Source organism: Bartonella sp. PS7NMGDW (assembly GCF_042193585.1).
Classification (GTDB): Bacteria; Pseudomonadota; Alphaproteobacteria; order Rhizobiales; family Rhizobiaceae; genus Bartonella; species Bartonella grahamii.
This window is the reverse complement of sequence record NZ_JBHILX010000003.1, coordinates 63,726-77,980: the sequence shown is the minus strand read 5'-3', so window position 1 is coordinate 77,980 and position 14,255 is coordinate 63,726. Positions and strand designations below refer to the sequence as shown.

Here is a 14,255-nt window from a genome sequence, read left to right as displayed (position 1 = left end):
GGAAAAAGCTACTGACGCTGTTAATAAGGCTGTCGATGCAGTGAAGACAGCACCTGAAGCAGCAGATAAAGCAGCGTCTAGCGTGGTGGAAAAAGCTACTGACACTGTTAATAAGGCTATTGATGCAGTGAAGAAAGCACCTGAAGCAGCTGATAAAGCAGCGTCTAGCGTGGAGGAAAAAGCTACTGACGCTGTTGATAAGGCTGTTGATGCAGTGAAGAAAGCACCTGATGCAGCTGATAAAGCAGCATCTAGCGCGGTGGAAAAAGCTACTGACGCTGTTGATAAGGCTGTTGATGCAGTGAAGAAAGCACCTGAAGCAGCTGATAAAGCAGCGTCTAGTGCGGTGGAAAAAGCCACTGACGCTGTTAATAAGGCTATTGATGCAGTGAAGAAAGCACCTGAAGCAGCTGATAAAGCGGCATCTAGCGCGGTGGAAAAAGCCACTGACGCTGTTGATAAGGCTATTGATGCAGTGAAGAAAGCGCCTGAAGCAGCTGATAAAGCAGCATCTAGCGCGGTGGAAAAAGCCGCTAGTGTTGTGGAGCACCAAGGGATTATTTTAGAGAATCAACAGGCTTTATTTAAAGATTATGATTTAGATAAGCTTTTGCATAAAATACGAATGGTGCTTGAGCATAACAATCTAAAAAATGTTAACAAGCAGTTTCATGGACTTTTTGATCAAAAAGCCTCTTCTGTTTATTCTTGTTCTTTTGAAAAGTCCGCTGTGGATGAAAAATCTCAGACTGTAAAAGAAGAGATGGAGCAGGACCATAGTGCAGGTGATCAGACACAGGTTGCTGCTGTGGAAGCTAAGGTGGAGAGCCATGATCATGAAAACACTAAACATTTTAAAAAAGCGCATGAAGTAAGTGCTCCAATTGAAGCATATCAGAGTGACAATCTTTCTTCTTCTAAAGCTTTGTATAAGGAAGGGTATGATTTTATTCGTTCTGCCAACTATGTTGATGCTGAAAAAAGCTTTTGCGCTTTTCAAAATCGTTACAAAAAAGATTCTTTGAGTGATGATGCTTTATTTTGGTTGGCTGAATCTTTGTTGGGACAAAAACGCTATCATGAAGCAGCGCAAGTTTATCTTACCGCATGGTATGCAGATAAAAAGAAGCTCTATACCTCTGAGATTTTGCTGAAATTAGCAAGAAGTATGGTCGCTCTTGAGCCAAATAAAGACGATTGTGCTCATTTTGTGAAAAAATCAAAACGTCAAAACACACTAGAGTCTATTTTTTGTAAACCTGCAGAATAAATAGCGAGGTCGTTTTCGGTGTGCGTTAGACTGGCAAGAAATCTCTTTAAAACATCGGATTTTATTCAATGTCAGAAGTTGATTCTTGCCGTCTCAGGGGGGAGTGATTCTTTGGCTTTGATGCTTTTGGTCAAAGAGCATTTGGAAACTCTCTCAGTTCCTCCAGAAATGATTGTTGTCACGGTTGATCATCAATTGCGTAAAGAATCGACGCGTGAAGCAGAAACTGTTGCGAAAATTTGTCGCGTTTATCACATTAAACATATCGCTGTGCGGTGGGAAGGCGAAAAACCAAAGACGCATATTGCTTCCAGTGCTCGTGTTGCACGCTATGATCTTTTGGTTAAAGAAGCACAAAAACAAGGTGCATCAGTTATTATGACGGGCCATACACTCAATGATCAGGTTGAAACCTATCAAATGCGGTATCAACGTCTCCAAAAAAATAGAGGTGCGTTGCACGGTGAAGTTGGTGCCATGCGTGATGAGGTTTATTCCAGTGGTTTTGCCGGTTCTTTGCGCGGTGAAGCCGAGGGTATACATGATGAGGATCATGCCAGAGAAACGAGAAAAAATATTGCCGAAAAAAACTATGGTCTCCTCTATGAGCGTGGTTTATCCTGTATTCCGCGTGAAGCGTTGTTGCATAGAAAAGTACGTTTGATTCGTCCACTCCTTGGTGTAAAACGCCAAACATTACGGAATTATTTACGCTTACAAGGACAAACATGGATTGATGATCCAACCAATGAAGATCGCAAATTTGAGCGTGTGCGCGTGCGTCAATCTCTTCATCCTGAAAAATTGGCTTATATTGCTCAAAAAATAAATGAAGCCGCATTGCAGCGTCGTCAACAAGCGAAAAATATCGCTGATTTGATCTTAGCGCTGGATATTACTGTTCAACATGGGCGTTGTTTCATAGCAAAGCCTGCGCTATTTTTACAGAAACATTCCAGTTTTCCTTTTGTGGTGGGGCTCTTTGCGGTGCTGATGGGAGGGGGATTTTATTTACTTCCCAATCAGAAATTAAGCATGCTTGTTCAAAAACTCTGTCTCGATTCTCCAGAAAAGAAGCGTTTTACTTATGCGGGCTCTGTTATTGAATATAACAAGCACGGAATTTCTTTGTGGCGTGAAGGGCGAAATATGAAAGAGGCTATCGTTGAGCCAGATAAAACTTTTATATGGGATGGGCGCTATCAAATCATAAATCATGGATCTGAGGCTATAAAGGTTGGAGCCGCAAATTTAGAACAGCTGAAATTTTTATTAAAAAATAGCGATTTTGAGCTTGAAAAGCCTCATTTTCCCTCTTTACAATCGCTGCTGATGATCTCAAATCACAAAGGGTATGATATTCCAGAGTTGATTTCTCAAGCAGTTGTTCATAAACATGTTATAATCAAGCGTATTATGGCACCTTTCGATTGGCTTTCTTCACGAGAAGATGCTGCCTTGGTAAATGTTGTGGAACCTTTTTTTAATATTAAGGTGAAAAGATAAAGGAAAATTACTCTAAAAGAAAATAAACAGCTTCTCATCTCTTGGCAAGGGGCTGACAAGGTTATATGTTAAGGGGAACTGTTTGAAATCTATATTTGATTAAGTGGGCTGAATATGAATTCCAATTACCGCTCTCTCCTTATTTGGGGAGTTATTGCCTTCATTTTGATTGTGTCGTTTTCTCTCTTTAATGGAGATAGTCAGCGTTCTGGTGGTGGAGAAGTCTCCTATTCTGAATTTTTGCAAAAAGTTGAGAATAATGAGTTAAAATCTGTGACCATTCAAGGTCAAAAATTAACAGGACAAACCATTGAACATAGAACTATCTCAACCTATGCTCCTCGCGATCCAGGTTTGATACAAAAATTGGAAAGCAAAAACGTTAATGTTAAAGCTGTTCCGGAAAGCTCTGGAAATAGCATTTTCCTCAATCTCCTCTTTTCCTTATTGCCTGTTATTATTATCGTGGGGGCGTGGGTCTTTTTTATGCGGCAAATGCAAAATGGATCACGCGGTGCAATGGGATTTGGGAAATCAAAAGCAAAATTGCTTAATGAAGCGCAAGGACGTGTTACCTTTAAAGATGTTGCTGGCGTTGAAGAAGCAAAGCAAGATCTTCAAGAAATTGTTGAATTTTTACGCGAACCACAAAAATTTCAACGCTTAGGGGGACGTATTCCGCGCGGTGTTTTGCTTGTTGGTCCTCCTGGAACCGGTAAAACTTTGCTAGCACGTTCTGTGGCAGGTGAAGCCAATGTGCCATTCTTTACCATTTCAGGATCTGATTTTGTTGAAATGTTTGTTGGTGTTGGGGCGAGCCGTGTGCGCGATATGTTCGAACAGGCTAAAAAAAATGCACCTTGTATTATTTTTATCGATGAAATCGATGCTGTTGGACGTCATCGGGGGGCTGGACTTGGTGGTGGAAACGATGAACGTGAACAGACCTTAAATCAGTTGCTTGTCGAGATGGATGGGTTTGAGCCCAATGAAAGTATTATTCTTATTGCCGCAACAAACCGTCCCGATGTGCTTGATCCCGCTTTGTTAAGACCAGGGCGTTTCGACCGACAAGTTGTTGTGCCAAATCCTGATGTTTCTGGGCGTGAACAAATCTTGAAAGTGCATGTGCGCAACGTGCCTTTAGCACCTAACGTTGATTTGAAAATTTTGGCAAGGGGAACACCAGGATTTTCCGGTGCAGACCTGATGAATCTGGTCAATGAAGCTGCTCTTATGGCTGCAAGCCGTAATAAAAGAGTTGTCACGATGCAAGAATTCGAAGATGCCAAAGATAAGGTGATGATGGGGGCTGAACGTCGTTCAACCGCTATGACACAAGAGGAAAAAGAACTCACTGCTTATCACGAAGCAGGGCATGCTATTGTGGCTCTTAATGTGCCAGTTGCTGATCCTGTCCACAAAGCAACAATCGTTCCAAGGGGAAGAGCATTGGGAATGGTGATGCAATTGCCTGAAGGCGACCGCTATTCCATGAGTTATCGGTGGATGATTTCTCGTTTGGCCATTATGATGGGTGGACGTGTGGCTGAAGAATTAAAGTTTGGAAAGGAAAATATCACATCCGGTGCTTCTTCTGATATTGAGCAAGCAACTAAACTAGCACGCGCAATGATCACACGGTGGGGATTTTCTGATCTGCTTGGAAATGTAGCTTATGGCGATAACCAAGATGAAGTCTTTTTGGGTCATTCTGTTGCGCGAACACAAAATGTCTCTGAAGAAACAGCGCGCATGATTGATATGGAAGTGCGTAAGCTTATTGATGATGCCTATAAAAATGCGACTAACATTTTGAAAACAAAAAGAAAAGAATGGTTTGCTTTGGCACAAGGTTTGTTGGAATATGAGACTTTAACGGGAGCTGAAATTAACGAAGTTATTGCAGGAAAGCCTCCTTCACGCACACAGAAAGATGAGAATGCTGCGCCACGGGGATCTTCTGTTCCAAAAACTGGAAAAATGAAGACAGAGACAACAGTGGAAGATGAAAAAAACGCTAACACAGCGCCTCATAAAGTAGAGATCAGTAAACTAGAGGCAGACAAAGCAGAGGGAGTTGTTGGGAAAAAAACAGCAAAATCCGGTAATGTTGAGCCTAAGGAGGCTCAGTCTAATGAAGTCCGATCGGATGAGACTGAGAAAAAAGCGCAAAGCACAAAAGGTACCACAAAATCAGTCAACCGCTCTAAAAGTAATGCTGAAAAGAAGCCCAGTACTGCGGGAGATGATAAAGAAAAATAAGAACTGCTTAATAACGCTTGAGTAACGATGTTTTAGGAAAACTTCTAAATTCTTTGAGAAAGGCGCAAGCAAAGCTTGCGCCTTTAATGTAATATTTGCAAAAATATGGAAGCAAAAAATTAAGCAAAGCTGTTGTATGATGACAGTTTTAGCAGGCGATAAGGCGAGGTGGTATTTTCCTTTACTGATTTAGCAAGGTGTGAGGTTGGCGATAGATTTCCTTACGGATTTGATAAGGTTAGAGGTTAGGTGCTGGGGTTTTTTACGGGTTTAGCAAATGTGTGAGATTATCCTTTGGTTGTGTTCAGGAGATGTGTAAAGCATTTTGAGGAGATACTATTGCTTTTATGTGTGAGGGTGTGAACATAATGGGTTGAGAGGGGTTTAGATGTGTAGATGATGAATAGGATTCTTGATTGTCTAAATGCATGAAGGTTTAGATCAATGATCTGATTTTATATGGGGAGGGGACTATTGTACCAAGGGGGCTTGTTAGGGTTTTAAAGAAAAGCCAAGGGAAGAATTATATATTAAAGGAAAGAGGCATGGTGCAAAAATATTTTGGTACAGATGGAATTCGGGGGAAAGCCAATTCATTTCCTATGACACCCGATTTTGCCATGAAGGTGGGGATGGCTGTAGGGGTTTTATTCCGCTCACAACATCAATCACGTCGTGTGGTGATTGGTAAGGATACACGATTATCTGGCTATATGTTGGAAAATGCTTTGGTTTCAGGGTTGACTTCTGCGGGGATGGAAGCTTTTTTATTGGGTCCAGTGCCAACACCTGCTGTTGCAATGCTTTGCCGCTCTTTGCGAGCGGATCTTGGGGTGATGATTTCTGCTTCTCATAATCCGTTCTATGATAATGGCATTAAACTTTTTGGTCCTGATGGTTTTAAACTTTCAGATGATATGGAAGCTAAAATTGAACAATTGATCGATACAGATCTTTCAAAGTCTTTAGCAAGTTCTGCTGAAATTGGTTATGCAAAGCGGGTTGAGGGGGATATTTATCGTTATATTGAATATGCCAAACGAACCTTGCCGCGTGATGTTCGCTTAGATGCTTTGCGTATTGTTGTGGATTGTGCCAATGGGGCTGCTTATAAAGCTGCTCCCCGTGCTTTATGGGAATTGGGGGCTGAGGTTTTTGCTATTCATGATGAGCCCAATGGTACCAATATTAATCAAAAATGTGGATCAACCGATTTAAGCTCTTTAAAACGAAAAGTGCATGAAGTGCGTGCTGATGTGGGGATTGCTCTTGATGGAGATGGAGATCGTGTTCTCATTGTTGATGAAAAAGCACAAACGGTTGATGGAGATCAGTTGATTGCTGTAATTGCTGAAAATTGGCATAAAATGGGACGATTACGGCGCAATGGTGTTGTCACAACGATTATGTCAAATCTTGGACTGGAGCGTTTCTTGCACAGTAAAGGATTGCACCTTGTAAGGACAAATGTTGGAGATCGTTATGTTGTCGATGCCATGCGCCAAAAGGGATATAATGTTGGTGGTGAGGCTTCTGGGCATATTGTGCTCAGTGATTTTGGTACAACGGGTGATGGCTTGGTGGCTGCATTGCAGATTTTAGCCTGTATGAAGGAAAGTCAAAGTCCTATGAGCCAATTGTGTAAACGGTTTGAACCTGTACCGCAAATTTTAAAAAATGTAACGATTAAAAATAAAAATGTTTTGAAAAAAAATCCGGTCAAAGCGGCCATTGATCAAGCAGAGAAGCGGTTGGGAAAAGAGGCACGGCTGGTGATCCGTGCTTCTGGAACTGAGCCGGTTATCCGCCTTATGGCTGAAGGCGATGCACGAGAAGTATTGGACACAGTCGTGACAGAGTTGATGGATGTTATTATTCATCATGATGTACGCATGGGTACTGCACTTGAGGAATCTTGAATTTTTTGAGAAAATTATCAGATTATCTTTTGATAAAGATCTTATTGTAATGTGGGATTTTGGCAATTACAAAAGTTGTGATTATTAACTATGTGAGTGATGTAATAACGGTAATGGATATTCTATCTACTAATCAATTAAATAAAAAAGAGAAAAATAGAGTTCTAATAAATATAACGCGTAGAGTGTTCTATAGTTCGTAAGATATTTAAAATATACCTTTTTTGATTTTCCTTTTTCTTTTACTTATTCGTAAACCAGTTATTATTTTAACAGAGTTTATAGCAGGGGGGATTTATTAGTCTTATTCATTCTTTTTACTGGATATACAGCGGGGGCAGATCCTTATGAACATCAAACAGCAATGGCTATTGGTTATATCGTCGTTATGTTTCTAAGTGCAGCTGCCAATTGGGGATATGATGCGCTCCTATTACGTTTAGCTCCTCCTAATTATGAACTTATACTTTTCTAATAATGAGTAGAATAATTAGAAAGAGATGAGAATGAGCAATTTTTTCACGACAGTTCTAATGTTTATAAAGTAAAAAAAGCCCTGTGGTATAAAAATTATGAACGTTTTTTGTATCTTGTAGTGTTACACGCTATATTAATTTATGATCTTAGGATTTAAACATAAAAGAATTGAAGCTTTTTGTAATACTGGTACGACTAAAGGGGTTAGAACCGCCCATGCTCAAAAATTAAAGCGTATTCTAGGTGCTCTTGAAGTAGATGTATCGCCAAAAGATTTGAGTTATCCGTCTTTTTGATTACATCTGCTAAAAGGCGATTTCAAGGATTATTGGTCAATTACTGTAAATGGAAATTGTCGTGTAATATTTCGCTTTGATAGCATAGATGTCGAAATGGTTGATTATCTAAATTATCATCAAAAAGGAGATCTAAATAATGATGAAGAATCCTTCACATCCTGGTGAGTTATTGCGTGAAGATGTGATCAAAGAGCTTGGTTTATCCGTTAATGAAGCAGCAGAGTGGCTTGGTATATCTCGTGGAGCACTTTCTAGAGTTTTAAATGGAAAAGCCGCTATGAGTGCTAATCTTGCTATTAGGCTTGAAATGTCTGGTGTAAGCACAGCACGTGCTTGGCTTGCTATGCAAACAAACTATGATTTATCAAAAGCAATTTTTTAACAACAGTCTCATGATAAAGAACGCATAAAAGAGCTTCAAATGGTTGTTAAATTTTTGCAACAAAGACATGTGGAAGAGCAAAATAATGCGATAGCGCGGATAAAGGCAAAAGATGTGACACGGTAAGATAAGGCAATAAAATCTTGTTTCTATAGTCTGCTTGGCTATAATAAATATAAGCAAAGGAAGGTTTTATATGTTGAGTGAAGAGGAAATTAAGCTGCGTCGCTTTGCTGCTAAAAATGCATTGGCAAGCCAACGTTTAGAGGGATTAGAGCCAGATCCAAAAGTCGTTGAGCAAATGGAACGTGTTATTATTGGAGAGCTTGAAATAAGTGATATCCTCAAAGATTATATGGAGCGGGTAAAACGTGGGGAAGTATAAGGGGAGCGGTGATCCTTATACTGATCCTGAAACTGGTGTGATGTATAATCGGCTTGGTATTAAAGACAAAGCCACACTGCAGCGTGTAGAATCTACGATTTCTTATGTAAAATCTTTCGAATTTGTACATACTCCTATTGGTGGTAAGTTTGATCTGAATTACATGAAAGAGATTCATAGAAGACTGTTTGGTGACATATATGAATGGCGCGGGACAAGTTCGTTTAGTGGATATTGCCAAAGGCAATAGTATGTTTGCTAGTTATAATCAGATTGAAAGTTATGCACCGAAGATTACACAAAAGCTTGCAAAAGAACAGTATCTGCGTGGTCTTGGCGCTTATGACTTTAGCCAAAGGGCTGGGTATTACATGGGCGAGTTGAATGCGTTGCATCCGTTTCGAGAGGGGAATGGGCGCACTCAGCGCGAATTTATGGTGCAACTTGCTTGTGAAGCTGGTTATCGTATCAACTGGAAGGGTATTGAGCGACAAGAAATGACACGTGCGTCAATTGAAGCACATTTTGGTAATTCAGAATATCTGTCTGCACTCATCTATAAGAACCTTACCAAGTTTACAGAAAATAAAAGGGATGATGTTTCTCAAGGTATTGGCAAAAATATTGCTTTTTGCATTGATCTTAATAAAGAGTGCTTGGAACAAAAAAAGAGAAGATTGAAACTCCTTGGGATAGAGAAAAGACAGCTTTTAGCAGACTTCAAAAAGAAGAACTTGAAGTTGAGCAATCGCAAAGGGATGTTAATGCTACGTTAAAAGCAACAGAAAAAGCCCCATACCTTGCTGCTTATACGGATAACTCTAATCTAGAACAGAAGGTGCTCAGCGCTCTTAGGAATGAAAAATCTTATGTTAATATGTTTAAGGAGTTAAACAGTCGTTTAGCATTTATTTATAGAGATCCACAAGAGGCTGCGCTTAGGATTGAGCAAACGATTTTAGCAGGTAAAGGCGATAAATTATCTGATATTTTGGAAAGGGAACCTGATAGAGCAGGAGAACTGCGTGGATCAGATCGTTTTATCGATAAATTGAAGGCTACAGGAAAAGAACGAAAAGAAGCGCTTTCTCATGTTCCTCGTACACTTTCTTCTATTGAAAAGCTTCAATCCTTTTATAAGAATTCTTATGAGAGACATATAAATAGGCTTACACGGGAGCGTGAGCGATTGAAAGTTGAAGTCCCCTCGCTTTCACAAGAAGCAGTGACTTTTATGAAAAATGTTGAAGCTGGTCGTGATAGTTATTCAAAGATACCAGAGCAGATCAATCAAGAGTTTTTAAAGCTACAAAGTGCTTTAGATAAACGTTTTGGACATGATGCCATTCATAAATATGGTTTTGATTTATCAAAAGTGGTCCCCAAAGAACAGTCTCATGATAAAGATTGCATAAAAGAGTTTCAAATGGCGGTTAAATTTTTGCAACAGAGACAACAGGAGAAAATCAACGCAATAGCGCGTGCAAGATCAATAGATATGATACGGTGAGGGCAAGGATAAAGCCTTATGCTGTATAAGCCCTATTAAGCGATATGACAAAAGAGAGGTACTCAAAAGGTGTTTAATATGGGTGTGACAAAAGATGTTGTACGTGCCTGCATAGATAGGGCGTTAAAAAAATCCGGTGAAATATTAGCAAATTTAGGACTTACGGTGTCTGATTTCATCCGTATTGCTTTGACAAAAGTTGTTTATGAAAAGGGATTGCCATTTGATATGTATATTCCTAATTTGGAAACGCTTAAAACTTTTGAGAAAAGTGATAAGGGTTAAGAGATATGTATTGCTAAAGATAGGTAAGATTTGTTTCATCATTTGGATATTTGATATTTCTGATCATTCACTTCAAATTAGCTTTTCATTTACATCATTATCGTTATGGGTGTTTTCCGTATATTGAATGATGTATGCAAACCGTGATTGAAACGGCAGCTTATTGAATTTCTGCAAAAGAAGAAGGCATATCGCTTGAAGAATTATTTGATATTGTTTCTTTTATTGCTACTCATCCAGATGCTGGTGATTTTATGGAAGGTACGGGAGGGAAGCCAAGGAAAGTTAGGTTTTAAAGCATGAGGGGTAAAAGAGGGAGATATAGGGTTATACCCTTTTTTGGTGGTCAAAATATTTCGGTGTTGATCGAAGATGTTTACAGTCAATTATCTTGAGGCAATTTGATAAAATCAGAAAGGAATGCGTGGAAGAAAATTTTTATACTGCGCCTTGATGAATATCGAAAAGAATAATAATGGATAAGGCACATAAAGCAGGATCTCGTATATTACAAGGTGTTTGTGAAGCTTTTGTCTGAAGCTAAAGGTGAAGTGGATACGAAATTTGGTATCTATATTCCTGCAAATGTTGATGTCAAAAAAATCAGAAAAAATATTGGGTTATAGATATCATTTTCGGCACGTTGTGGTTTTTTTGTGGGGCGCATGCGTGATTGGGAATGGGGATGATATTTTTACTTCTTTTTGCTTTCAATTCATTGAAAATGAACTTGAAGCTATGGTGGTAATTTAGCACGCGATGATATCCGCGGCTTATAATCGTGTTTTTAAGAAAGCTCTATTGGTATAAAAGGGGTGTGAGGGTCGCGTTTTTTTAGAAAGCATCACGGCGTTTGAAGGGGTCGTAATAGATTTCTGTTACACGAAATTTTCCTTCGAGGCGTTTGCATTGGATGATGACATCTATCATCGAGATTAATAAGCCGCGGATATCATCGCGTGCTAAATTACCACCACCGTCACTTTCTTTGACAAGAAGGGTCATTTGTTCGAAGGCTGCAAGTGCTGTTGAGGCGTGGACGGTTGTAATGGAGCCTGGGTGACCAGAGTTGACATTACGGATATAGTAAAAGGCTGTACCATCACGCAGCTCTTGTAGAAGGATTCTGTCGGGGCGCATGCGTAATCCTGATTCAAGCAGTTCTTTTGCGCCTGCTTTTGCTAAGCCTTGGTTATCTTTTGAATAAAAAAGTTGGACTTTGTTGGCGTGCGGAACGACAAGTTCTGGCGTGTCTTCAATGGTGAGAATTCGTTCATAGTCAGGGATTTTTGCAATTAAAGCTTTAGAGAGGGTTGTTTTACCAGAACCGGTTTTGCCAGATATTAAGATATTTTGTTGTGTAATAACGGCGCGTTCTAAAAAGGTGCAAAAATCTTTAGCGATAAAGAGATCTGTTAGCTCTTTGTCTGTATCAGAGAGTTCAGATAACCGTTCTGTCATTTGTTGCGTGGGTGTGAAACTGGTGTTTTGGGTAACAGAAAACAGATTGTTTTCATGTAAACTTTCAAGAGAAAAAGTGCGTGATGAAGGTTTACGAATGGTCATGCTAATGGTATTGGCAGCAACTGCTGGAGGCATAACAATTTGTATGCGTTCGTTGTTTGGCAGTGTTGCGGAGAGAACGGGGTTTTCTACACTGATTTTTTGTGTTGTGTAGGCAGCAACAACTTTTGCAATCCCTTCTAGTTCGCTGTAGGTTAGTTCTTTTACGATGTGGGTTTGCCAACCATTGGGACCCTCAACGATTACTTCGCCGGGGCGATTGATGACAATTTCAAATAAATTTTCATCATTAAGGAAGTCATCTAAGATCTTTAATTTTGTTAAAACGATAGAGGCGCGTTCTGCATTTTTTGCTGAGGGCATAATGTGACTTTATTGGCTTAATGAAAAAAGGAATAGCTGGTAGTAGAGCGGTTTCTTTTGCTCTTTACGACTAGTTTATAGACAGATGAAAAATCGAGATCTCTTGCTACAAAGATGTTGACGAGTTCGCCTTGAAATTTTTCTAGGGTAGGGGGGATGTTGATTTGATTTTCAAGGGCAATATTGGCGGCTTCTTTTCCAGTGTTGTTTGCGCCTTCAAAACCACCGCCTCCAGAGTTGTTGGCACCTGCGTTGGAATTGTTTTTTGTTTTATTTGTTAGGGCGGTTGTGGCACCATCAATAACGGTGAGTAAAAGGGAAGAGCCAAAGCGTTCCCACCAATGGGTGTTGATGTTGCCATCAAAACCGGCTCTGCCTAAACTGTCGGTTGCTGGAGAGGCAAGGGGAATGATAACGCCGGTTGGGGTTTTTGCTCTTGTCCAGAGCACAAAGAGGCGAGATTGACCTTGTTTTATTCCACCGCGGTATTCTCCAACGACTTGGGTTCCTTTATCAAGCAAAACAACGCGCCCATTGTCAGAGAGGATATCACGGTTGATGATGCAGCTTGCAAAGCCTGGTTGGTCGCTGTTTAATGCCGTTTCTAAGATACAGGGGATAGAGGTTCCCATGGCAATGATAAAGTTTCTATTGCCGATGAGTTTTGCTTTTGTTTCTTCTGTTGTGGTGGGTTTTAAGAGGGTTGCAAAATTTTGTGTGTTTTGAAGGGCAGGAGAATTTTGCGCATTCGCGAGATTTTCAAGGGCATGGAATTTTTCAAGGGGGTTGAGAGTGGTGTTGACGATGTCTTTTAATTGCGATTTAGAGCCTTTGGCAAAAGCGAGAACAGGGGCGCGTCTTGCGGCATCAAGTAGTGGGTCATCTTTTTTGGGTTCTTGTGCGAGTGGTTGTGGGGGTGGTAAGGTTATTGGCGCTATGTTGGCGCGCGGGTCAGAGGGCGCGAGCTCTAAAGGGGCGAGGGAATTGTGAAAGTTTTGTGCTTGTTTTTTATGAGCTTTTGCGGTGTCTTTTTGTTCTGTGGGGGTGGATAAGATGTTCCAGAGCACATAGCCGCAGATTCCTATACAGGCTATTGCGACAACTATTTTTTTGCCGGCGGTTTTGGCGCTATTGTTTTTGCCATCCCCAATAGATCCGCGATCTTCGATGATTGGTTTATCACTCATGTGTTGTCCCCTTCAATTCCCGCTTATTTAAAGATCTGATGCAACTTTACGTTCAACAGATGGTGAGGTTGTTCCGGTATTTGGATTGGTGCCTTTTGGTTGATAGGCTTCGTTAAAGACGCATAGGACGTTTTTTCCCTGTCTTAGGGTGAAGCGTGCGCTAATGGCATGGACAATCACCATGTTGCCTCTTGTGGTTTTGGGAACCAGCGATTCTGTACCGTCATTGCTGACAATGTAAATGGCAGGGATTTCTTGGTTGTCTGGAAATGTAAATGTTGTGGTTTTGCCATTGTCATAAACGGAGGAGGGTTCGAGCACGCTTGATCCTTGAGCGGTGTAAGCCCAATTGCGTGGTCCGTAGGTTTCAGAAGCGTTGAAGACATTATCGATACGCTGGGCTTGTTGTTTTTCTTGTCGCATAAGGGCTGCGAGTCTTCTTTGTTCTGCTTCTTCTTGTGGGTAGCGAAATTTCACAAGGAAATATGTTTCTTGTCCAGAGGAAATTTCTCCATCTTTGACCATCAGTTCAAATTGATAGGAGCGCTTTGAGCCATCAAGCTTTGTTGTGACGACTTGGAGATTGGTAATGGGTTGGACTTCCCGCGCTTTGAGGAAAAGAATATTGCCAGCGGGGGCGACTTCCCATGCAACGCTGTTGCCAATTGCTACATGGGCAATTTCTTCATTGGGAGAAAATTCTATTTGTACCGATGAGCGTATGGAGCCAATAATTTTTGTGACATTATAGGCATCATAGTTGATAAAGCGAATGCGGCTATCGCTTGGCGCGCGGGTGGGAAAAATACTGGCATGGCTTATCGGTATAGGAGAGAGGGTAATAGCGATGTTAAGAATGAGAAAAAGAATTTTTTTTGTCATG

13 protein-coding genes and 1 pseudogene are annotated in these 14,255 nt (G+C 40.5%); 11 read left to right on the top strand and 3 right to left on the bottom strand.

Annotated features, from left to right (window positions below; translation table 11 throughout):
- From ACFIKJ_RS02560 to ACFIKJ_RS02510, 11 genes and pseudogenes are all read left to right on the top strand, one after another.
- Positions 1–1,270: pseudogene (locus ACFIKJ_RS02560) on the top strand (tol-pal system protein); the annotation flags it as partial.
- Positions 1,271–1,288: 18 nt separating this feature from the next.
- Positions 1,289–2,776 (top strand): tRNA lysidine(34) synthetase TilS, encoded by a 1,488-nt coding sequence (tilS, locus tag ACFIKJ_RS02555; protein WP_375626537.1) that lies wholly within the window; start codon positions 1,289–1,291, stop codon positions 2,774–2,776.
- Positions 2,777–2,890: 114 nt separating this feature from the next.
- Entirely contained in the window at positions 2,891–5,041 is a 2,151-nt protein-coding gene (gene ftsH / locus ACFIKJ_RS02550) for an ATP-dependent zinc metalloprotease FtsH (protein WP_375626535.1), read from the top strand.
- A gap of 545 nt (positions 5,042–5,586) precedes the next feature.
- Positions 5,587–6,960 (top strand): phosphoglucosamine mutase, encoded by a 1,374-nt coding sequence (gene glmM / locus ACFIKJ_RS02545; protein WP_375625271.1) that lies wholly within the window; start codon positions 5,587–5,589, stop codon positions 6,958–6,960.
- A gap of 779 nt (positions 6,961–7,739) precedes the next feature.
- Positions 7,740–7,901 (top strand): type II toxin-antitoxin system RelE/ParE family toxin, encoded by a 162-nt coding sequence (locus ACFIKJ_RS02540; RefSeq protein ID WP_375626656.1) that lies wholly within the window; start codon positions 7,740–7,742, stop codon positions 7,899–7,901.
- A complete protein-coding gene (locus ACFIKJ_RS02535; RefSeq protein WP_375625273.1) occupies positions 7,873–8,118 on the top strand; it encodes a HigA family addiction module antitoxin in 246 nt (81 codons plus the stop codon). The genes ACFIKJ_RS02540 and ACFIKJ_RS02535 overlap by 29 nt, the downstream gene beginning before the upstream one ends.
- Before the next feature lie 196 nt (positions 8,119–8,314).
- Complete coding sequence (locus ACFIKJ_RS02530; protein ID WP_375670224.1) at positions 8,315–8,503, top strand: antitoxin VbhA family protein; 189 nt, start codon at positions 8,315–8,317, stop codon at positions 8,501–8,503.
- The gene (locus ACFIKJ_RS02525; RefSeq protein WP_375670223.1) at positions 8,490–8,753 is read left to right on the top strand and encodes a hypothetical protein; all 264 of its coding nucleotides are present in this window, start codon (positions 8,490–8,492) and stop codon (positions 8,751–8,753) included. Before ACFIKJ_RS02530 ends, ACFIKJ_RS02525 begins: the two co-directional genes overlap by 14 nt.
- Complete coding sequence (locus tag ACFIKJ_RS02520; protein ID WP_375625276.1) at positions 8,704–9,279, top strand: Fic/DOC family protein; 576 nt, start codon at positions 8,704–8,706, stop codon at positions 9,277–9,279. The genes ACFIKJ_RS02525 and ACFIKJ_RS02520 overlap by 50 nt, the downstream gene beginning before the upstream one ends.
- A complete protein-coding gene (locus ACFIKJ_RS02515; protein ID WP_375653693.1) occupies positions 9,180–10,013 on the top strand; it encodes a BID domain-containing protein in 834 nt (277 codons plus the stop codon). The genes ACFIKJ_RS02520 and ACFIKJ_RS02515 overlap by 100 nt, the downstream gene beginning before the upstream one ends.
- 78 nt (positions 10,014–10,091) lie before the next feature.
- A complete protein-coding gene (locus ACFIKJ_RS02510; RefSeq protein WP_375648956.1) occupies positions 10,092–10,298 on the top strand; it encodes a type II toxin-antitoxin system RelB/DinJ family antitoxin in 207 nt (68 codons plus the stop codon).
- 834 nt (positions 10,299–11,132) lie between these two features.
- Here ACFIKJ_RS02510 and virB11 read toward each other — a convergent pair.
- From virB11 to virB9, 3 genes are read right to left on the bottom strand one after another with little or no spacing between them, the layout of a single operon-like run.
- Entirely contained in the window at positions 11,133–12,185 is a 1,053-nt protein-coding gene (gene virB11 / locus ACFIKJ_RS02505; protein ID WP_375653608.1) for a P-type DNA transfer ATPase VirB11, read from the bottom strand.
- A gap of 17 nt (positions 12,186–12,202) precedes the next feature.
- Positions 12,203–13,372 carry a type IV secretion system protein VirB10 gene (virB10, locus tag ACFIKJ_RS02500; protein WP_375648958.1) on the bottom strand — a complete coding sequence of 390 codons (1,170 nt, stop codon included), beginning with the start codon at positions 13,370–13,372 and terminating at the stop codon, positions 12,203–12,205.
- 27 nt (positions 13,373–13,399) lie between these two features.
- Complete coding sequence (gene virB9 / locus ACFIKJ_RS02495) at positions 13,400–14,254, bottom strand: P-type conjugative transfer protein VirB9 (protein WP_375625280.1); 855 nt, start codon at positions 14,252–14,254, stop codon at positions 13,400–13,402.
- Position 14,255 lies beyond the last annotated feature (1 nt).